Source organism: Luteibacter sp. HA06 (genome assembly GCF_054061215.1).
In genome coordinates, this window is the sequence record NZ_JBSSDZ010000001.1 from 2066032 (window position 1) to 2086352 (window position 20321).

Consider the following 20321-nt stretch of genomic DNA (forward strand, 5'->3'; position numbering starts at 1 on the left):
AAACTAGAGCATCAGGCGGCTTGTTGACGGTACTCGCTGGGTGTCATGTTGCCCAACGAGGCGTGCGGTCGTTGCTCGTTGTAGTCGATGATCCACCAGTGCGCTGCTTCGCGTACGTCTTCGAGGCGAGCGAAGAGGTGTTGATCGAGGACTTCCTCGCGGAAGGTTCGATTGAACCGCTCAATGTACGCGTTCTGGTTGGGCTTGCCTGGCTGGATGTATCGCAAGGCCACGCCGTTAACCTTGAGCCATTGAACGAAATTCTCGCCCAGGAACTCCGGGCCGTTGTCCGAGCGAATCACCTGCGGCAATCCGTGGTCGCGCTTGATCTGCTCGAAGATGCGCACCAGCCGGGCCGATGTGATCGAGGTATCGACCTCGATGTGCAAGGCTTCCCGATTGAAGTCGTCGACGACATTGAAGGTGCGGAAGCGTCGGCCGCACGCCAGCGCGTCGCTCATGAAGTCCATCGACCAGACAGTGTCCGGATGCCTTGGCACGTAGAGCGCGACCCGCTCGCGCTTGGGAAGCCGCCGTCGCGCAGCACGTCGAAGGTTGAGCTTCATCGCTTTGTAGACTCGGTATATTCGCTTCGGATTCCAGTCCGGACGCGTGCGCCGCAGGATGGCGCAGCACTTCCAGAAGCCGCGACTGGGTCGGTCCTCGACCACCTTGGACAAGGCCGCGATCAGCTCCGCATCACGTACCGCGGGGTCAGCCGGCGGCCGGTAATACGCGGCGCGAGAAAGCCCGACGCATTCACAGGACCGGCGGAGCGGGCGCGCATGCACCTCGATGAGGTACTGCACCGCCTCACGCTTGCGCGCCGGCCCTAGAGTTTTTTTGCAATCAGGTCCTTCATCGCGACGTTGTCCAACGCCAGTTCCGCGTACATCCGCTTGAGCTGGGAATTCTCCGCCTCCAGCTCCTTGACCCGCTTCAAATCCGACGCTTCCATGCCACCGTATTTACTCTTCCACTGGTAGTACGTCGCCGAGCTGATCGCTGCCTGTCGGCAGATATCCTTGATCGGCACGCCTGCATCGGCTTGCTTGAGAATGGAGACAATCTGCGTCTCGGTGAACTTTGATTTCTTCATGGATCCTCCGGAGGGAAAGATGCCAGAAGTTCTAGTTCTTGTGTGTCTACCTATTGGGGAAGCTTACGACGTCAGCGGGTCACGTGGCGCCAAGTTCGGCTGCCACAGAGCAACGCTCATCGACGCCACTGTGGCAGTCGCGGCGGTGGGAATTTCCGGCGGTGCCGCTGGGGCTGTAACGACCCGCCTTGGCACGGGTATTGCCAGCTCAGCCATCACAGCGGGTGCCGCTGGCGGCGCACTCGACGCCGCGGTCCAGGCGGGGCAGCTCAGCACCTACACCGCAACCAGTGGCCAAGCGGGCAACCAGCACTTCTCGGGAACGGAGTTTGGTACGTCGGTCGTCGCCGGGGTGGTGCTCGGCGGTGTGGGCAGGGCGGCAAGCGACGTGTCCATCGGGGTCGGTCGTGGCGGTGTGACTGTCACGACACCGAATCAGTCTTATCGTCTTCAGTCGCCAATTTATCCCGCCGGTTCGCCCTATCAGCTCAATTCGGGGGTGCCAATTGGCGTTCGGTCACCGCTCGCGCCTCTCGGCTTGAGCCGTGGTAATGTTCCAAACACGACGGCGACCTCTATCGGAAAGTCGGGCTATGCCTCGGTGCAAGAGTTCTCGGATGCGGCCTATACGAAATATCAGGGGTTCGTTGACGAAGGCTACGCGGCGGCTAAGCAGGATCTTCAGGATGGAAGGTGCGGCCCAGCAAGAGACTGTTGAGCACGACCCAGGCCACCAGGATGGACACGAAGACGATGATGAAGGTCCACGAGCCGCCGAAGGCCGCGACCTTGTCCGCCAGGCGTTGGCCGTAGGTGGTCTTGGCATCGATACGCTGGTTGATATCCTCGGTGACCGTCGCGCGCCGCGTGGCTCGTTCGAGCACGCGCCGGGCGGTCTGGTTGAGCTTCGCGCCTTCCGTGCCGAACCAGCGTGCGGACGAGGTCAGGTAGTCAAAAGGCGGCAGGTGGCTCATTGGGGCGTGCTCCGGGGAAAAGGGACGTGCTGCAAATGCGCTGAAATTACGCTCCTGCCGTCGCAATGTCTTGTCTGATGGCATGGCGGCGGACGAGAATGACTCCTTTACGTCCTTCCGTGGAAAGGAGCCCTCGTGGCTACCGTCGTTGCGCAACCTGTCGTCGCCACGCTTACGCGATCGGCCATCTTCCTCGTCCTCAAGGTCAATCCCGGTCGGCAGGCCGAAGAGGCCGTGCGCTCGCTTTGTGGCGATCTCGCCGGCTTGCTGCGTGCCGTCGGCTTTCGTGACCTCGATGGGCGGCTCACCTGCGTCATGGGGTTCGGCTCGGAAGCGTGGGATCGCCTCTTTGCCGGCCCTCGTCCCGCCGAACTGCACACGTTCCAGGAGATTATCGGTGTCCACCGGGCCGTATCGACGCCGGGCGACATCCTGCTGCACATACGCGCGACCCGTGAAGACCTCTGCTTCGAACTGGCTGCGCAGATCCTCTCGCGTCTGGGCGACGCGGTGACCACGCTGGACGAAGTACACGGCTTCAAATACTTCGACGACCGCGACCTGATCGGCTTCGTCGACGGCACCGAGAACCCACAGGACGCCGAGGCCATCGAAGCGGCCGTGATCGGTGACGAGGATGCCGCCTTCTTCGGCGGGAGCTACGTGATCGTGCAGAAGTACCTCCACGACCTGAAGCGCTGGAATGCCGTACCCGTCGAAGCGCAGGAGCGCATCATCGGCCGGGAGAAGCAGACGAATATCGAACTCGACGACGCCGTGAAACCGTCGTACGCGCACAACGTGCTCACCTCCATCGTGGAAAACGGCGTGGAGCTGGATATCGTCCGCGACAACATGCCGTTCGGCGAAGTGGGGAAGGGCGAGTTCGGCACCTATTTCATCGGCTATGCCCGTTCGCCCGCGCGTACCGAGCAGATGCTCACGAACATGTTCGTCGGCAAGCCGCCGGGTAACTACGACCGCTTGCTCGACTTCAGCACGGCGGTCACCGGAACGCTGTTCTTCGTACCGTCGGCGACCTTCCTCGACGGTATTCCGGATGCACCGGGTGTCGCGCCAGGCGCCTCGAACGACGCGAACGCACAAGACAACACGCCGCGGGCATCGGATGGTTCACTCGGCATCGGTTCGCTAAAAATGGAGAACACCCATGAATAACCTGTTTCGCGAACTCGCGCCTATCAGCGGCGGCGCCTGGGAGCAGATCGAAGATGAAGCAACGCGCACGCTGAAGGAATACATGGCGGCACGCCGCATCGTCGACGTGATCGGCCCCAAGGGTTACGACTACCCGGGCGTTGGCACGGGACACACGCGCGTCATCGAGACGCCAGCAGACGGCATCCAGGTGCAACAGCGCCAGGTGGCCGCCATGGTCGAGCTGCGGGTGCCCTTCGTGCTTTCGCGCCAGGACCTCGACGATGTCGCGCGCGGCTCGAACGATCCGGATCTTCAGCCGCTGAAAGATGCCGCGAAGAAGCTCGCCTTCGCCGAGGACCGCGCCGTGTTCGACGGCTATGCCGCCGCCGGCATCGCAGGCATTCGCAACACCACCAGCAACAAGGCGATCGCCCTGCCTGCCGACCTCACGGCGTATCCCGTGGCCGTGGCGCAGGCGCTGAACGAACTTCGCCTCGCCGGCGTGAATGGGCCCTACAAGCTGGCTATCGGCGCAAAGGCCTATGCAGACCTCAACGGGGCAACCGATGAAGGTTACCCCGTGTTCCGCGAGCTGCACGCCATGCTCGATGGCGGCATCGTCTGGGCACCGGCCGTCGAAGGCGGTGTGCTGATGACGGCCCGAGGCGGCGACTTCGAACTGCACCTTGGCCAGGACGTCTCCATCGGTTACGACTCGCACGATGCATCGAGCGTTCGTCTGTACCTGCAGGAAACCTTTACCTTCCTGTCGCTGACCACGGAAGCATCGGTCAGCCTGAGCGCCTAGTTGCTGAGCGCTCAGGCTTTCTGCAACGTGGCCATCAGGGCGAGCAGCGCCTTGGCGGTCACGGTCGACGACGCCGGGTTCTGGCCTGTGATCAGGTGGCCGTCGGTGATCGTGAAGGGCTGCCAGTTGGCCACCTTCTCGAATTTGCCGCCCAGCCGTTTCAGTTCGTCTTCGACGAGGAAGGGCACGACCCTGGTCAGGCCGACTTCCTCTTCCTCTTCATTGGTGAAGCCGGTGACGCGCTTGCCTTTGACGATGGGCTCGCCCTTGTAGGTCACGTGGTGCAGCACGCCGGGTGCGTGGCATACCGTGGCCACCGGCTTGTCTGCGTTGTAGAAGGATTCGATCAGTGCGATGGAGACGGGGTCTTCCGCGAGATCCCACATCGGACCGTGGCCGCCCGAGTAGAAGATGGTGTCGAAGTCCTTCTCGGAAACGCTGTCCAGCTTCACCGTATTGGCGAGCACCTTCAGGGCGGCGGGATCGGCCTTGAAGCGCGTCTGCGCCGGTGTCTGGTTGTCCGGCTCGTCACTTTTCGGGTCGATGGGCGGTTGCCCGCCTTTGGGCGATGCGACCGTGACAGTCACGCCCGCGTCGGTGAATACGTAATAGGGTGCGGCGAATTCTTCCAGCCAGAACCCCGTCTTGCGCCCTGTGTTTCCCAGCGTGTCGTGCGACGTGAGCACCATCAGAATCTTCATGGCATACCTCCGCAGTGGCCCCCCGGCCGGGCACTCTAGCGCTGACTTTTCCGGCGGGACAATCATCCGCAGGTATGAGTGGTTATCGCAGGATCATCACGTTCAAACCGTCGGGTGCGCTTCCAAGACCGCCGGAACACGTTCGTCAGACGCTGATGAACGCGTCCGATCGGCCCAGCCGTCCGCGATGCACGACTCTGGCAGGTACGACCCACGTCAAACGGAGGGGTATTGTCATGGCGTCACCATTCATTCGCTCGGCGCGTTCGCAGTTCCTGGGTGCGGCAGTCATCGCCGGTGTGGTCTGTAGCGTCCTTCCGGTACCCGCTCACGCGGCGGCTGCCGCACCCTTGCAAGCCGCATCATCGGCTGAAGACACGTCCATCCGCCCATTCCCGAAGATCCATTTCTCCGACGAAGCTCTCCAGGACCTTCAGCGACGCGTCGCCGCAACCAGCTGGCCAAGCCCTGAGCTGGTGCCGGACGCTACACAAGGCGTGCAGATCGCCACGCTGAAGAAGCTCGCCGATTACTGGCAGTCGGGGTACGACTGGCGAAAGGTCGAAGCGCGTCTGAATGCGTTACCGCAATTCGTCACGACGATCGACGGTGTGGACATCCATTTCATCCACGTCAAGTCGAAGAACAAGAATGCCTTGCCGATCATCATCACCCACGGCTGGCCCGGTTCGATCATCGAGCAGATGAAGGTGATCGATCCGCTGGCCAATCCCACGGCGCACGGCGGCAAGGCTTCGGACGCGTTCGACGTGGTGGTTCCGTCCCTGCCGGGATACGGTTTCTCCGGCAAGCCGACCGCCGTGGGCTGGGACCCACAGCACATCGCCCGCGCCTGGACGATCCTGATGAAGCGCCTCGGATACAAGCACTTTGTCGCGCAAGGCGGCGACTGGGGTGATGCCGTTACCGAACAGATGGCCGTGCAGGCGCCACCTGAATTACTCGCCATCCACAGCAATATGCCGGCAACCGTACCTGACGATATCGCCAAGGATCTCGCTGCCGGCGCACCGGCGCCTGCCGGCCTCGCGCCCGACGAGAAGAACGCGTACGACATGCTCGACACGTTCTACAAGCACGGCCTCGGCTATGCGCAGGAGATGACGAACCGTCCGCAGACGCTCTATGGGCTGGAAGATTCACCGGTCGGCCTGGCTGCCTGGATGCTCGACCACGATGCGCGGAGCTATGCCCTGATCACACGTGTCTTCGACGGCCAGCCCGAGGGCCTCTCGCGTGACGACATCCTCGATAACGTCACGCTCTACTGGCTGACACATACGGCCGTGTCGTCGGCACGACTGTACTGGGAGAACAAACTGGCGTTCTTCCAGCCGAAGCACGTCACCATTCCGGTGGCAGTAAGTGTCTTTCCGGACGAGATATACGCAGCGCCCCGCAGCTGGGCCGTCAAGGCGTTTCCCAAGCTCATCCACTTCAACACGTTGCCCAAGGGTGGTCATTTCGCCGCATGGGAACAGCCTGATGAATTCGTGACCGAGATCAGGGCGTCGTTCAAGACCGTGCGCCCGAAATAGTCGTGCTTAGACCAGGCCCCGGGCCTTCAGCAGGCCCGGGACCTCGCGCAGGTCCGAGGCCTCTTGCAGGCCCGGGGCCTCATGCAGGCCCGGGACCTCATGTGGGAGCCGCTTCATCGGCGAAGCTCTACCCGCCCGACGCAACCCGCACACTCTCCCGCTGATCCACCCGCGCCTTCCACTCCCGCAGCGCCACCAACGACTCAGGCACCGGGATCTGCGCATACGACGCGAACAACAACCCGCCAATCACCGTCGTGTCCGCCATCGAAAATGCCTTGCCCGCAACATAAGGCTGCGTCTTCAACACCTCATCGAAGTACCGCATGCCTGCTTCGGCCTTCTCGCGGTGCATCTGCCCCCAGTGGTTACGGCCTGCCCATTCCGGGCTCTTGTACGGAAGAAGCCCATCACCGAGCCCCGCCGTGGCGTAATGAAAATAGATGCCGATCGCGTCGATCAGCTCCGACTCCGCACGCTTCTGCATCATGTGGATCGTGGCTTTCTCGAGCGGCGTGGTACCGGTAAGCGTGGGGTGACCGTCGAGGTTGTCGAGGTATTCGGTAATGGCCGTGCATTCGGAGATGTACGTGCCGTCGTCGAGTTCGAGCACGGGGACCGTGCCGGTGGGATTGATGGCGAGGAAGGCGGCCTGCTTATGCTCGGCTGCCGGCAGATCGACCTTCACGAACTCGACCTTGTCGAAAAGGCCCTTCTCGGCCAGGACGATGCGGACGCGGAGGGGGTTGGGAAAGCCGGGGTTATCGTGGATTTTCATAGTTCACCTATCTAGTGGTAGATAGATCGTGAGCCTTGCAATGCAGGCTGTCAACCCCTATCAATCGATAGGTAGCCTCAAGGACATGCCAATGAACGCCCCCGACACTCGCCAGAGCATCCTTTCCACCGCCCGGAAAATGGTGCAGTCACGCGGCTATTCCGCCTTGAGCTTCCGCGATATCGCAGCGGCCGTCGGCGTAAAGAGCGCGAGCGTGCACTACCACTTCCCGACCAAGGGATCGCTGGGTTCGGAACTTGCCAGGGAGTACACCGAAGAACTGGGGGGCTATCTGGCGGAGGTTCTCGACGCGAGCACCACGGCTGCGGCTTTCATGACGAAGTACGTCGGCGTGTTTCGCGCCGCACTACTCAACGAAAATCGCATGTGCATGTGCGCGGCGTCATGGCTGCGGAGCGCGATGAGTTACCCGAAGAAGTGCAGGTGGAGGTCGAGCGTTTTTCCGAGACCAACGTGACCTGGTTGGCGAAGGCGTTGGAGCGGGATGACGTGAAGGTCTCGGCCAAGGTCAGGCAGGGGAGGGCGCTGGCTATTTTTGCCGGGGTTGAGGGCGCGCAACTGGTAGCGCGCAGTCGTGGAGACGTTGCGGTTTACGATCAAGCAATTGCGGCCATGCGCGTGGCTGGGCTGATTCCTTAGCCTGTCACCACACAAAACTCGTAAGCACGGTGTCGGCATCGATGAACTGGCTGCGCAACGTGAAGCGTCGCCCCTCGGGAAGCGAATCTGCCAGCGAACGCATGAGCGTGAGTTCGAGCGTGCCGGCAGCGACATCCAGCGCCGTGAGCTCAACGGCATCGAAATCGAAGTAGGTGCCCACCGTGGCGAAGCAGCCCTTGAAAAAGCTCTCCTTCGCCGAAAACGCGATCGTCAGCAGCATCTCGTAAGGCAGCTGGCCACTATGCGCGCGGAGCAGTGTCCGCTCCGTCGGACCGATCACGGTCCCCTCGACGGACTCACGCGTCGCCACCCCAATCCGGCACTCGATATCGATGCCGATACCCGTGATGCCACTGGCGCTGGCGGTCACGGCAGCCGCATAGCGGCCGGCATGCGAAATACTCCCGACAACCCCCTCCACCCAAACCGGCTCCCGCGACCGCCCAATTCCAACGCTCGCCGGCTGTCGTGGGAGCCGATTCATCGGCGAAAACCCGCCGCGACCACCCCCCACCAACCCCCCAACAGCATCCGACGCCGCCAACCGCCCCATAAAAAACTCAGCCTGCCTTTTCCGGACGCTACGCCCAATGCTCGCGGGCATCTCAACGCCATGCCGCGCAAACGCAGCCACATCGAACGCATCGACGTCATAGCTGATGAGCACAACCGGCGGAACGACAACCTCGCCCCAGCCCAGATCGAGCAGCCGAATGTCCACGACGCCCGATGCGCGCCGCTCGGCAGAAACCGGCTGGCTGCCTCGCTCATCGCTATCGTGGGAGTCGGAGTCGCTCATGGACGATGAGCTTATCTCAACACCAACGCTCAATCCGGCTTCTTGTCGAGTGCCCTTTCGTCGAGCAGCAGACTCGTCCGCGGATTCGAAATAACGATGCCGACCTCACGGAAGTGCTCGAGGATCCGGCGGTTGAGCTCGCGCTGCACCCCCCAACGCCCCTTGTCCGTGCAACTGATCTGCCCGGCCAGGGTGAACATGCCGCCGTCGACCGCATCCACGCCCCAGACTTCGATGTCGGCAAGGATTTGCGGTGCGAAGGCAGGGTCGGCGCGGAGCGATGCGCCGATCGCCTTGAGCTCGGCAATGGCGCGAGCCACGTCCGTTCCGTACGCCACGCTGACACGCATGGCCGCATTACCGATGCCGCGGTTCGTGTTGTTCACCGTGGTCACCGAGCTGAAGGGCACGATGTAGAGCGAACCATCGCCGCCACGCAGTCGCACGGTGCGAATCGACAGGTATTCCACGGTGCCCGACACATCACCGACCGTGACCGAATCGCCCACCTGCATCGCGTTCTCCATCAACAGGAAGATGCCTGTGATGAAGTCCTGCACGAGCTTCTGCGAACCGAAGCCCACGGCCACACCGATAATGCTCGCGCCCGCCAGCAGGGGCGTCGTGTTGACGCCGATCTGATTCAGCACCGTCAGGCCGACGATCAGGACGATGGCCACCAGTAAGCCGGTACGCAACATCGGTAGCAAGGTGCGCAGGCGAGCGGCGCGCATGATGTCGCCGGCATCCTTCCAGCGCGTGAGCCGCCTCTCGACACTGGCATTCGCGGCTTCCCAGACGAGGACGGCAATCGTCGCGGCGACAAGAATCGTGACGACCGCCGATGCGAGGCTGCGGCCGATCGTTCCGCGAGAGAACCAGGAGAGCGCATCCACGCCCCAGACCTGAAGAAGCGCAACAGCGGAACACACCACGAGGACCGCCGTGACGATGGAACGCACCAGCGGGTAATAACGTTGCGCGTGAAGACGCTGCGCCGCCGCTTGAGCCGCGGTCTCGGTGGCGTCCTTCGTTGCGGCGGGCTGAAACAGGTGACTCACGCCACCGAGTACCAGCACCGCGACGATGCGTGCGCAAACGATCACGGCAGCCGTCACTCCCACGAAATGAAGCAGCTTCGGAAAGCCGTCTTCCACGCCGAGCGCCCAGACGAACCAGGCGCCCATGACGACCACCGCAGCCAGAACGGCCCAGACATCGGCTAGCCAGTGCCTGACGGTCGCGAGGGGCCCGACGGCGTTCTGTGGCCCCCTGATCGCCGCAGCGACGGGTCGGCGAACCTTGAATAGCAGGACAACCAGGAGCACGTGGACCACGAACGAGATCGCCTTGATAAAGACCAGACGCTGTTCGTCGGCGGCGCCCAGTTGCTGGAACGCGTTGGCGAGCGCAAAGCCGACGGTGCCGACGATAAGCATGGCCCGGAACGAGCCGATGATCCGTCGTGCCGTGTGTTCGCCGACGCGGATGAGCCGCAGTCCGTGTCCGACCGGGGAAACGAGCAGGCGAAGCACGGTCATGCCGATGCGCGCCGTGACGTATCCATCCACGAAACCACTGACGATACTCGTCATCCGCGGATCGTCGCTCATCCAGCGCAGGATGAGCCCAGCGATGAGGAAGAAGATCGCGATCGGGATCAGGTCCAGGAGAAGTCGCGCCAGCGCGAACGGAAGATGCCGCAAGGTGCGCCAGTGATCGACGTGCTTCGGGGCATCCGCGCTGACGGCGGTCTTCGTGACGTCGGGCGCAACGTCAGCTGGCGGCGGCCCGCCTGCCGCGCCCTGGCCGGCCTCCACCGGTACCGCTTCGACGTGTTCGACGCCATCGCGCTGGGTGCGGATCAGCGCCACATCCGCGGCGACGGGTTGCACCCCGGCGTTCGCATCCGCGCGGGCAGCCTCAGGCGGTGTTTCGGTCGGCGGAGGTGGTGCAGCGACGATATCCTCGGCGCGTGCGCGTTGATCCGCCTCATCCGCATGCTCCGCCAGGCCACCTCGCGGCTTCGCCAGCAGGCGAAAGACGCCCCATTCGACCGCCAGTCCCAGCCCGAAGACGAGCGCGAGTGCCAGCAGGATATGCCCGAGCAAGGCGCGTTGTTCACCCTGCGCGACGTTACCCGCGGCTTGGTGGGCGGCCGCCGGGAGCGCTGCGACGACATGGCGTAACTGCGCGAGCTGGCCGCCCAGTCCATTCTCCCACCGACCGATGCGGCGAAGCATGCGGGCGATGAGGCCGTCCTGCTCAAGTGGGATGGCGGCGGGCGTCAGGGCAGGCGCTGCGGCCGGTGGCGCGGCGGAGGCGGGTGCTGTGGCGGGTGCAGCGGCGTTAGCAGCCGATGAGGAGGCCGCCGGTGCCGGCGCACCCGCTGCGATCGCCTGCAGCGTGCGAATGGCCTCCGCACGCTTGTGGTCGTCCTGAAGCACCTCGGCAGCGCGTCGGGCATCGGCGGGCGAGAGGGTGGCCGATGCGGAGTTGTCCTGCGCACAGAGAGGCGTCGCGACAGCCGCAAGCAGCATGGCCAGGAGTGCGCAGATAGGGGCGAAGCGAACAGCGGAGCGGGGCATGCGATGGACCGGAGCGAGGGCAATGCTCTTAACCCTCGGCTATGGCCGGGGGATCGTCAATCGAAGCTGTGTGAAACCACGCTCGTTATTTCGCTCAGTCCAGCCCGATCCACCGATGCTTCTCCGCCATCGCCAAGGCCAGCTTCGGCCCGCGTCGCGCAACACGCTCACGCGTTTCGCGCTCGCTGCGGATCGTCGGCCATGCCGCGAGATACGCCGCGAGCGTGTCGGCATCGCACGCATAGCGGGCGAAGGCCTCTGGTGTCGCCGAGCGCAGCGCGACGGCACCGTTGTAGCCCCCGAAGCCCTGGGTAGCGCAGATCGCGCCACCGTCGGCATTACCCGGCGACGGCTCGGCCTGCAGGTGAAAGTGAGCTGCGATCTCGGCCAGGTCAGGGTCCAGTCGACGCAGCGTGGGCACGCCCGGTGCGGTGCGGCCGAGCACGAACTGCACGGCCTGCGACATCGCTTTCAGGCCGGTCTCGCCCATGGTGTGTCCGTCACCGACGGCCTTCGGCGTGCCGACCATGAGCTTGGGTAGCTCTTCCGTGCGGCCCTGGCGCTGGGCCGCGCCGCGCAAGCCGGCCAGTGCCGTGCCGAGGTCCGTTTTGGAGTTAGTGCGGGTACCGGTCGCGTGCGCTGCCAGGTACTGGAAGTCGCCGACGCTATAGCCATGGCCTTCGAAGGCCATGTCCAGTGCCTGTACCAGCGCGTTCTCACCGCCGAAGCCCACGCCCGCGAAATGCGCCTTGCCACCGGCTTCGCCGCTCTGGCCCCAGCCGACGATGATGGACGTGACATCCAGCTGATTGCGCAGTGCGAATTCCAGCGTGGTAACCAGCAGGCCCGAGCCGCCATGACCGACCACGGTGCCATCGGCGTCGATGTCGAACGGGGCGAGCGAATCGTGCACGCTGCGAACGTTGCCATCGGCATGCGCGGCATTCTTGGCCGCCAGCTTGTCGCCGGTCATCAAGGCGCCACCACCGAAGGCTTCGAGAATGCCGTAACGAGACTGCAAGGCGGCATCCGCAGCGGTCAGCAGCACCATCGTCGGCTTATGGAAGCCGGGATAGTCGAACAGCATCTGCGTTGCCACGTCCGCCAGCGCGATGAGGCTGGAGGCGCAAGCGCCCACGGCGGTCATCGGTGCCTGCGGCACGCGGGTATAGCCGATGTCCTCCGAGCGCAGCGATTCGCGCAGCTCCGGATTCTTCAGCACGCGGCTGATGCTGTAGCTCGGTGCGAGCATCGTCGACACCAGCGCCGGCCCATGCGAGCCCAGCGAATGCGACAGGCGCACGGCGAAGGTGTCCTTGGGAATGCCGCCTTCGGGCAAGGGGGCGTCCGGCCGCAGCCACTGGGCGAGCGCGTCCATGCCGCCGAAAGCGGTCGCCGAGGCGACGCGGAAGTCGAACGGGTTCGGCACGAGTTCTGACAGCGGGCGCGGCAGGCCAGCGAGCGCACCCAGTGCGCCGTAGGCGAAGAGTTGCGCCTGCAACGAGGGGCTCAGGAGCGCGTCGTCCTGGAAGAGGCCGTGCATGTCCTTGAGCTTCGAGCCGCGGATGTCTTCGTAGCGCAGGCCGGCCAGGCGCCGCAGGCCGACGGTTTCGAGATCGTGCGGCAGCGGCGCGGCGATGTCGGTGACCACGCGCGGCGCCAGTTCGCGCACGCCCGGCACGTGCCGGATGCCGCTGTTGGCGCGGAGGGCATCGCCGTGCAGCCGCTTCAGCTCATCGAGCGTGAGTGGCTCGCCGGCTTGTTCACCCGTGGCCCAGCGCATGCCATCGACGGCACTCGTGGCCTCGGGGTCGATATCCACCAGGCCGGCGTCGAAGGCAGCAAGGGGGAGAAATTCGTCCGACCGGGCTACGAGGGCCTGGTAGGTTTCCGTCGAACCCACTGCCGAAAGGGTGCAGGCGGTGCCGACGGTGACAAGAACTTGGTCGCTTCTCAACATGTTTTTGGGTACGTAGTGAAACAAACGAGTCACATAGTATAAGCGTCAGGGGCCCAGCAGGCGGTTGCGGGCCCGCGTCGTTCAGCGAGGCTGCTTGTCCAGGAAGGCCAGGACCAGCGCAGCGATCTCGTCGACCTTTTCGTCCCACGGAAAATGCCCGGCATCGACCAGATGCACCTCGGCGGCTGGCACGTCGTGCTTATAAGCCTCGCCGCCCTGATCGATAAAGGAAGGGTCGTTCTTGCCCCAGACCACGAGGGTCGGCGGTTTGTGCTCGCGCAGCCATGCCTGCCAGGCAGGGTACGAGGCCACGTTGGTCCTGTAGTCATACAAAAGCGCCGACTGGATTTCCTGTTGTCCGGGACGCGACAGATGCGCGAACTCGTCCGTCCAGGTGTCGGGGTTGTAGCGCTCCGGGTGCGATGTTCCCAGGCTGTGCCGCGCCTCCGTGGCGGCCGGCGAGACGAAGTTCGCGAAGACCTCGGGATGAGCCTTCGGGTCCTTCCAGTATTCGGCTATGAGCGCCCACTTTTTGCCGAGGCCTTCCTGGTAGGCGTTGGCATTGGAGACGATCAGGGCCTGCACCCGCTCGGGGTGCTTCACCATGATGCGAAAGCCGACCGGACCGCCATAGTCATGCAGGTAGAGGGAGTATTTTTTGAGACCCAGTTGTTCGAGCAGGCCGTTGGTCGTTTCGGCGAGGTGATCGAACGTATAGGCGTATTTCGAGGGGTCCGGTGCATCGCTTTGCCCGAAGCCCGGGTAGTCCGGCGCAATGAGGTGGTATCGCGTCGCAAGCAAGGGAATGAGGCTGTCGAATTGGCGCGACGACGAAGGGAAACCATGCAGGAGCACGAGGGTGGGCGCATCGGCGGGTCCCGCCTCCCGATAGAACACGCTCACGCCATCGACGGTGGCGCGGTGATAGGTGGTGGTCGTGTTGGTGGAACCCAGGGGCGCGGCGTGCAGAGTGGAAGCCATGATCATTCCGGCGGCAAGGAAAGCGAGGGTCTTCATGAGGGTGATCTCTTCGACGGACTTTCCCAGTATCCCTCCGGAAGCCCGTCTGCGGCACGTGAGCGACGCATACCTAGGTTTGATGGGCGCCTTGCCGGGGAAGTGCTAGCGTGACCGGAGGCAGGTTCCCCCACGGGAGACACGGGATGAACGAGCAGAGCATCCGGACGGCGCTTGACGAGCATTGGGCGGCTTCCGCTGCCGGCGACCAGTTCGCCGAGCATGCGATCTACCATGACGACGCCATCTGCGAGTACCCGCAATCCGGGGAGGTAATCCACGGACGCCACAACCTGCAGGCGTTGCGCAGTCATCATCCCGGCAAGCCGTCGGGTTTCAAGGTGCGGCGCATCGTTGGACAGCACCACCTGTGGGTCACCGAATACATCATCACTTACGAAGGCAAGCGCGCCTTCACCGTGAGCATCATGGAATTCAGGGACGGCAAGGTGGCTCACGAGACGCAATATTTCGCGGATCCGTTCGACGCGCCGGCGTGGCGAAGGCAATGGGTTGAAGTGCGCACCTGAGGGCGTTCAGTGCATGCCCAGCGCGGACGCGATGAATCCCGCCAGCACGCCGAACGCGACGACGGCCGTGGCGAGGGAAAGAAGCAACGGCACGGGCAGGGAGCGCCAGAGCATCGCCATCGACGGCAGGCTCACCGGTGGCAGCGTGATGAGCAAGGCGGCAGCAGGTCCGATACCCATGCCAAGGGCGAGCATGGCCTGCACGATCGGCACCTCGCCGGCCGTTGGTATAACGAACAGCATGCCGGCCACGGCGAGTGCGACGATCCAGAACCATTGCTCGCCGATGTCCGGGCCGATGTGCGGGAACATCCAGGCGCGTACGGCGCCGAGCAGCAGCACGATCACGATGTACTCGGGAATCAGGCGCAGCGTCATGCGAGCGAAGAGGGATATCCACCGGCGGCCCACGTCGACCAGTGACGAGGCTTCGGGTTCTGGCACGGGCCGGCTGCGTAGCGCGTCGTCGGGAGCCGCGTTTTCCGGCGTAACGAACCGGTTTGCCAGGTAACCCAGCCCGAACACCATTGGCACGCTCAGCACGATGCGCAGCAGGGTCCAGTGCCATCCGAGCACGAAGCCGGTAAAGATCAGCGTGGCCGGGTTGAGCATCGTGTTCGCCAGCCAGAAGGCGACGGAGGGTCCTGCCGCCGCCCGGTGTTTGCGCAGCCCCACGACGACGGGTGCGGCACAGCAGGTGCACATCATGCCGGGTATCCCCATCAGGCCACCGACAACCGTGCCGGCAAAGCTCGGGCTGCCCAGCGCACGCTGTACCCAGCTCGCCGGAATCAGGGCCTGCAGCCCCGAGCCGAGCAGCAGGCCAAGCAGCATGGCCTTCCAGATGGCCTTACCGTAGGCGAGGGCGTAACCGAGGGCAGCGGCCAGCGAGGGATCCGGCGCACTGGACGCATCGCCCATGAGGATGGACTTGCCGATGGAATGTTGGGCGGCGGCATCGAAGGCACGGCCGTAATACGGGTACCACTTGACGTAGAAGAGGCCGACGACAGCCAACAGCAGGAAGACGGACCAGCGTACGGTGCGGGCGCTGCGCAGTGCGACAGTCATGGGGTCCCCTCGTGCATTCGTCTGAGGTTATGCTGCCGCAACATCCGTCCTTCGCGCTATCGCGACTTTGGTGGAGCGTCTCATGACTTGTACGCGTTTGACTGAACTTGCGCATGGTGGGGGCTGCGGCTGCAAGCTCGCGCCCTCGGTACTGCGGCAGTTGCTCGCCGACACGCCTGCGGCGGGGCCGTTCGCCCAGCTGCTCGTGGGCAACGAGTCGAGCGACGATGCCGCGGTTTGGCAGGTCGACGACACTACCTGCGTGATCGCGACGACCGATTTTTTCATGCCGGTCGTCGACGACCCGCGAGACTTCGGCCGTATCGCCGCCGCCAATGCGCTGTCCGATGTCTACGCCATGGGCGGCAAGCCGATCATGGCCCTGGCCATCCTTGGCATGCCGCTGGGGAAGATCGAGATCGAGACCGTGCGGGCCATCCTTGCCGGCGGCGAATCGATCTGCGCCGAGGCGGGCATTCCCATCGCGGGCGGTCACTCGATCGATTCGGCCGAGCCAATCTACGGTCTTGCGGCGATCGGCCTCTGCGCGCCGTCAAATGTTCGGCGCAATACCGGCGCGAAGCCGGGTGATGTCCTCATCCTGACCAAGGCGATCGGTGTCGGCGTCTACTCGGCCGCCTTCAAGAAACAAGCCCTGCCAGCGGACGCTTATGACGAAATGATCGCCTCGACCACCTTGCTCAACCGCATCGGCCACGAGCTGGGCAAGGACGAAGATGTGCATGCGATCACCGACGTCACCGGCTTCGGCCTGCTTGGCCACGCGATGGAACTGGCGCGCGGAAGCGGTGTTCGCGTGGCCATAGATGAGGCACGGGTACCGTTCTTTGCGCAAGCGAAGGCCCTGGCTGAGGCCGGATTCATCACCGGCGCGTCGAAACGCAACTGGGACAGTTACGGCGAGGGGGTGACCCTGGATGCGGCCATGCCCTCATGGCGTCGCGACCTGCTTACCGATCCGCAGACATCGGGCGGACTCCTTGTGACCTGCAACGCGGAGCGCGCAGCTGCCATACGGGAGACGATCGAGGCGGCGGGTTATCCGCACGCGAGCATTATCGGCACCGTCCTGGAGGGCACCCCGGGAATCGTCGTGAGCTGACGATGGCGGAAGAGCATGGGAGTCGAACCCACCCAAGGCAGTCTGGCTGCCTCACCCGGATTTGAAGTCCGGACGCCCCACCGGGGACGATGCTCTTCCATGACCTCGCACGCTACGTGGTCGGCGCGAAAAGGTCCAGAAAGCGTGGCTGGATCCGGCGCAGCGTGCCGCGCCTGAGCATCACGCCGTGACGGTCGAAGAACTCCAGCACGAGAATCGCCACCTTGCGCCCGCAATCCAGACGGTCGCGGAAGGGCGCAGCGGTGAGCCAGCCATCCGCGGCATGTGCCTCGATATCCGCGGCGATCTGCAGCATCTCGTGCACGGTGCTACGCAGGAAGTAGTGGTCGTGGCTGACCTCGTCCACGAGACCCATGCGCGCGACCTGCTTCAGGAGTTCGCGTATCTCGCCTTCGGGTCGTGCAAGCACACCGGCGATGTCGCGCACGCGCGGTGGACGGAAACGTGCTTCGCCACCTACCAATGGCATGACCGATGCCCATCGTGCCTCGCTTGCAAGGCTCAATTGCATCGTATGACTGGCAAGGCGTACGAACGCGCCGTGGCGCCGCACCCGGCCCGCAAGGTCACTGTGCTGGAGGGCAACGAGGAAAGCGCCCGGCGGAAGCTCTGGCTTCACGGCCTTGCGGAGTTTTTCACGCGCGATGCCTTGAAGGTCCGGCGACGCCGCGTGAAACGCTTCGAGGCGCTCGATCACCGCGGTGATCCACTGCTGCCATTGCGCGTGACTGAGGGCGGTACGCTCCCCGTCCGCCTCCAGCAATAGCGGCGATAGCGCGCCGACCAGTTCGTCGAGCGCTACAGAGGAGAGCGCGCGGTCGCGCGCGAAGGCATCAAGGTTACGCGCTCGCGACGGCACATCGAGCAAGGCGGCCAGGCTTTGCGCGGAGTCGGCGATACCCATGGCCGCCCGTTCGGCGTCTCTCGCCGGGGTGCGGCGCCGACGCTCCGGCGCGCGAAGGTCGAGGAACTGTCCCCCGCCCATGGTGCGTCGGGCGGAGACATCGCGCAGCACGAAACGATCCAGCACGGCAGCGGCGATGGGACGGTCAAGCACGAGCTGCACGTCCGCCGTGTCGCCAGGTCGCAACTGCGAACCTTGGAGAGGGACGACACGTGCCCCGATTTCCGCGGAACCATGGTGCAGCCGGACCGCGGTCCACGCATCGATGGGCTTCGGTTCGGAGGGGAGCAGGTACAACCGTGCATCGACACGGTCGGTCGGCGCATGAACCAAGGGATCCACCACCATGTCACCGCGATGGATGGCATCCTTCGCGATGTCTTCCCCGGCGAGGTTGAGGGCGCAGCGATCGCCTGCGCGTGCCGTCTCGACGGGGCGGTTCTGCGCATGCAGGGAGCGGACGCGCGCAGCTAGTCCGGATGGGCTGAGTTGCACAGCGTCGCGCACGCGAACCACGCCCGAGAGGATCGTGCCGGTGACTACCAGTCCGATGCCGGGCAGGGTGAAGACGCGATCGATCGCCAGGCGGAAGCGTCCTCCATCGCTGCGTTCGTCCAGCGAGCGTGCCTCGGCGACGAGTAGCTCGCGCAGCACATCGATACCTTCGCCCGACTCGGAGGACACGGGCACGATCGTGGCGTTCGACAGTCCTGTGCCCGTTGTCGCGTCGCGAATCTGCGCGCGAACCTCGTCAAGACGCTCCGGTGTCGCCAGATCGACCTTGGTCAAAGCGATGATTCCGCGTCGCGTGCCGAGCAGGTCGAGGATCGCCAGATGCTCGCGTGTCTGCGGCATCACGCCGTCGTCGGCGGCGACCACGAGCAAGGCGATATCGATGCCGGCAGCGCCCGCGACCATGGTGTGTACGAAGCGCTCGTGGCCGGGAACATCGATAAAGCCCAGTGTCTTTCCATCCGCCAGCGGCAGGTACGCGAAGCCGAGGTCGATCGTGATCCCACGTGCTTTTTCTTCTTTCAGACGATCGCCGTCGACGCCGGTGAGCGCCCTGACGAGTGACGTCTTGCCGTGGTCGACATGCCCTGCGGTGCCGACGATCACGGGGCGCGGGCGGCCAGTCCGGCCGTGTCCAGTTCGCCCAGGGCGACGAGGAACGAGGGCTCCTCGGCCTCGACCAGGCAACGCAGGTCAAGCCAAAAAGCGCCTTCGGCTACCCTCCCGATCACCGGGCGTGAGAGGGCGCGCAGGTCGTTCGCGAGATATTCGAGGGCCGTCTGGCTACCGCGCGCGCAGATGCGCAGGGCGGCGCTGGGCAGGGTGTCCATCGGCAGCGCACCCGACCCGATCTGGCTCTGGCAGTGGCTGACGTCGACCACGAAGGCCTCGCCGACGCATCGCGCGACGTGCGGCAGGAGGCGCTTTGCCTGTGCCTCGATATCGAGATGCGCACGGGCGAGAAAGCGCAACGTCGGCAAGCGTTCGGCCAGGCGATCCGGATCCCGGTACAGCGCCAGCGTCGCTTCAATCGCCGCTAGTCGCGTCTTGTCGACGCGGAGCGCGCGCTTGAGCGGATTGCGGTTGATCTCGGCGATCAAGGCGCGATCGCCGACGATGAAGCCCGCCTGCGGACCACCGAGCAGTTTGTCGCCAGAGAACGTGACCAGCCGCGCGCCTTCGTCGACCGCCTCGCGCACCGTCGGTTCCTTCGCCAGCCCATGGCGCGAGAGATCGACAAGGCTGCCCGAGCCCAGATCGTTGAGCAGCGGCACGCCGGCGGCATCGGCGATGGTTGCCAGCTCGCGCGCCGCGACTTCGGCCACGAAACCCTGGATCCGGTAGTTGGACGTATGCACCTTGAGCACGATGCCGGTGCGTTCGTTTATCGCATCGCGGTAGTCGGCGGCATGGGTACGGTTGGTCGTCCCCACCTCGACCATGTCGGCGCCAGCACGCGTCATGATGTCCGGCATGCGGAACGCGCCGCCGATTTCGATCAGCTCACCGCGTGAGACGACGGCCTCACGACGCAGCGCGAAGGTGTTGAGGCAGAGCAGCACGGCCGCCGCGTTGTTGTTGACCACGGTGGCGTCTTCGGCGCCGGTGAGTTCACGCAGCAGATCGCGCACATGGTCGTCGCGTTCGCCACGCGAGCCCGTGTCGAGGCTGTACTCGAGGGCGACCGGGTGGCGCATCGATGCCACGGCCGCGTCGATGGCGCTTTCTGCCAGCACCGCACGGCCGAGGTTGGTATGCAGGACGGTGCCGGTGAGGTTGAATACCGGTCGTAACCCTGGGGTTCGGGCATCGAGCAGGGCGCCGGCGCGCTGCGCCAGTTCGTCGGCATCAGGAGCGAGCGCAGCGGTAGTGCGTACGGCGGAGCGCGCCTCGTCGGTTACCTGCCGAATGGCGTCCGTGGTTGCGGTGCGCCCGTGGCGTTCCAGCAACACGGCGGCACCAGGGGTCGCCAGGATGGTGGCGACGGCGGGGAGGCGACGAAGGGCATTCGATACGGGCTCGACCATGCCCTGA

General features: G+C 64.5%; 18 protein-coding genes and 1 tRNA gene. 7 read left to right on the top strand and 12 right to left on the bottom strand.

Annotation, left to right across the window (positions count from 1 at the left end):
- Positions 1 to 11 precede the first annotated feature (11 nt).
- A protein-coding gene (locus tag ACVWWJ_RS09445) for an IS3 family transposase (protein WP_456967568.1) occupies positions 12 to 1099 on the bottom strand; the annotation gives its coding sequence in 2 pieces (ribosomal slippage) (positions 12 to 847 and positions 847 to 1099; 1089 coding nt in all).
- A gap of 19 nt (positions 1100 to 1118) precedes the next feature.
- On the opposite strand from ACVWWJ_RS09445, the gene ACVWWJ_RS09450 reads away from it, so the two are divergent.
- Positions 1119 to 1817, top strand: coding sequence for a hypothetical protein (locus tag ACVWWJ_RS09450; protein ID WP_456967569.1), 699 nt, complete (start codon positions 1119 to 1121; stop codon positions 1815 to 1817).
- Here ACVWWJ_RS09450 and ACVWWJ_RS09455 read toward each other — a convergent pair.
- Positions 1768 to 2073 (bottom strand): hypothetical protein, encoded by a 306-nt coding sequence (locus ACVWWJ_RS09455; protein ID WP_456967570.1) that lies wholly within the window; start codon positions 2071 to 2073, stop codon positions 1768 to 1770. The genes ACVWWJ_RS09450 and ACVWWJ_RS09455 overlap by 50 nt on opposite strands.
- 135 nt (positions 2074 to 2208) lie before the next feature.
- On the opposite strand from ACVWWJ_RS09455, the gene ACVWWJ_RS09460 reads away from it, so the two are divergent.
- Positions 2209 to 3252 carry a Dyp-type peroxidase gene (locus ACVWWJ_RS09460; RefSeq protein WP_456967571.1) on the top strand — a complete coding sequence of 348 codons (1044 nt, stop codon included), beginning with the start codon at positions 2209 to 2211 and terminating at the stop codon, positions 3250 to 3252.
- Positions 3245 to 4042 (top strand): family 1 encapsulin nanocompartment shell protein, encoded by a 798-nt coding sequence (locus tag ACVWWJ_RS09465; RefSeq protein ID WP_456967573.1) that lies wholly within the window; start codon positions 3245 to 3247, stop codon positions 4040 to 4042. Before ACVWWJ_RS09460 ends, ACVWWJ_RS09465 begins: the two co-directional genes overlap by 8 nt.
- An 11-nt stretch (positions 4043 to 4053) precedes the next feature.
- Here the strand turns inward: ACVWWJ_RS09465 and ACVWWJ_RS09470 are convergent, their stop codons facing one another.
- A complete protein-coding gene (locus ACVWWJ_RS09470) occupies positions 4054 to 4743 on the bottom strand; it encodes a type 1 glutamine amidotransferase domain-containing protein (protein WP_456967574.1) in 690 nt (229 codons plus the stop codon).
- A gap of 236 nt (positions 4744 to 4979) precedes the next feature.
- On the opposite strand from ACVWWJ_RS09470, the gene ACVWWJ_RS09475 reads away from it, so the two are divergent.
- The gene (locus ACVWWJ_RS09475) at positions 4980 to 6302 is read left to right on the top strand and encodes an epoxide hydrolase family protein (RefSeq protein WP_456967575.1); all 1323 of its coding nucleotides are present in this window, start codon (positions 4980 to 4982) and stop codon (positions 6300 to 6302) included.
- A 127-nt stretch (positions 6303 to 6429) separates the two neighbouring features.
- On the opposite strand, the gene ACVWWJ_RS09480 is transcribed toward ACVWWJ_RS09475, so the two are convergent.
- Positions 6430 to 7080 carry a glutathione S-transferase family protein gene (locus ACVWWJ_RS09480; RefSeq protein WP_456967576.1) on the bottom strand — a complete coding sequence of 217 codons (651 nt, stop codon included), beginning with the start codon at positions 7078 to 7080 and terminating at the stop codon, positions 6430 to 6432.
- 91 nt (positions 7081 to 7171) lie between these two features.
- Here ACVWWJ_RS09480 and ACVWWJ_RS09485 point away from each other — a divergent pair, with 91 nt between their 5' ends.
- A complete protein-coding gene (locus tag ACVWWJ_RS09485; RefSeq protein ID WP_456967577.1) occupies positions 7172 to 7558 on the top strand; it encodes a TetR/AcrR family transcriptional regulator in 387 nt (128 codons plus the stop codon).
- Between the two features lie 186 nt (positions 7559 to 7744).
- On the opposite strand, the gene ACVWWJ_RS09490 is transcribed toward ACVWWJ_RS09485, so the two are convergent.
- From ACVWWJ_RS09490 to ACVWWJ_RS09505, 4 genes are all read right to left on the bottom strand, one after another.
- Positions 7745 to 8482: a 4'-phosphopantetheinyl transferase family protein gene (locus ACVWWJ_RS09490; protein ID WP_456967578.1), complete on the bottom strand. Its 738-nt coding sequence runs from the start codon at positions 8480 to 8482 to the stop codon at positions 7745 to 7747.
- A gap of 107 nt (positions 8483 to 8589) precedes the next feature.
- A complete protein-coding gene (locus ACVWWJ_RS09495) occupies positions 8590 to 11148 on the bottom strand; it encodes a mechanosensitive ion channel domain-containing protein (RefSeq protein ID WP_456967579.1) in 2559 nt (852 codons plus the stop codon).
- Between the two features lie 94 nt (positions 11149 to 11242).
- Positions 11243 to 13108, bottom strand: a complete 1866-nt coding sequence (locus tag ACVWWJ_RS09500; RefSeq protein ID WP_456967580.1) for a hypothetical protein — start codon at positions 13106 to 13108, stop codon at positions 11243 to 11245.
- Positions 13109 to 13189: 81 nt separating this feature from the next.
- Positions 13190 to 14125, bottom strand: coding sequence for an alpha/beta fold hydrolase (locus ACVWWJ_RS09505; RefSeq protein ID WP_456967582.1), 936 nt, complete (start codon positions 14123 to 14125; stop codon positions 13190 to 13192).
- A 146-nt stretch (positions 14126 to 14271) separates the two neighbouring features.
- Between ACVWWJ_RS09505 and ACVWWJ_RS09510 the strand changes: the two genes are divergently transcribed.
- Entirely contained in the window at positions 14272 to 14655 is a 384-nt protein-coding gene (locus tag ACVWWJ_RS09510; RefSeq protein ID WP_159896616.1) for a nuclear transport factor 2 family protein, read from the top strand.
- Between the two features lie 6 nt (positions 14656 to 14661).
- On the opposite strand, the gene ACVWWJ_RS09515 is transcribed toward ACVWWJ_RS09510, so the two are convergent.
- A complete protein-coding gene (locus ACVWWJ_RS09515) occupies positions 14662 to 15726 on the bottom strand; it encodes a permease (protein ID WP_456967583.1) in 1065 nt (354 codons plus the stop codon).
- Between the two features lie 82 nt (positions 15727 to 15808).
- On the opposite strand from ACVWWJ_RS09515, the gene selD reads away from it, so the two are divergent.
- The gene (gene selD, locus ACVWWJ_RS09520; protein ID WP_456967584.1) at positions 15809 to 16849 is read left to right on the top strand and encodes a selenide, water dikinase SelD; all 1041 of its coding nucleotides are present in this window, start codon (positions 15809 to 15811) and stop codon (positions 16847 to 16849) included.
- Positions 16850 to 16852: 3 nt separating this feature from the next.
- Here selD and ACVWWJ_RS09525 read toward each other — a convergent pair.
- The 3 genes from ACVWWJ_RS09525 to selA form a co-directional block, all read right to left on the bottom strand.
- Positions 16853 to 16948, bottom strand: a tRNA-Sec gene (locus ACVWWJ_RS09525).
- 13 nt (positions 16949 to 16961) lie between these two features.
- Complete coding sequence (gene selB / locus ACVWWJ_RS09530; protein WP_456967585.1) at positions 16962 to 18893, bottom strand: selenocysteine-specific translation elongation factor; 1932 nt, start codon at positions 18891 to 18893, stop codon at positions 16962 to 16964.
- Positions 18890 to 20314, bottom strand: a complete 1425-nt coding sequence (gene selA, locus ACVWWJ_RS09535; protein ID WP_456967586.1) for an L-seryl-tRNA(Sec) selenium transferase — start codon at positions 20312 to 20314, stop codon at positions 18890 to 18892. The genes selB and selA overlap by 4 nt, the downstream gene beginning before the upstream one ends.
- Between the last annotated feature and the right edge of the window lie 7 nt (positions 20315 to 20321).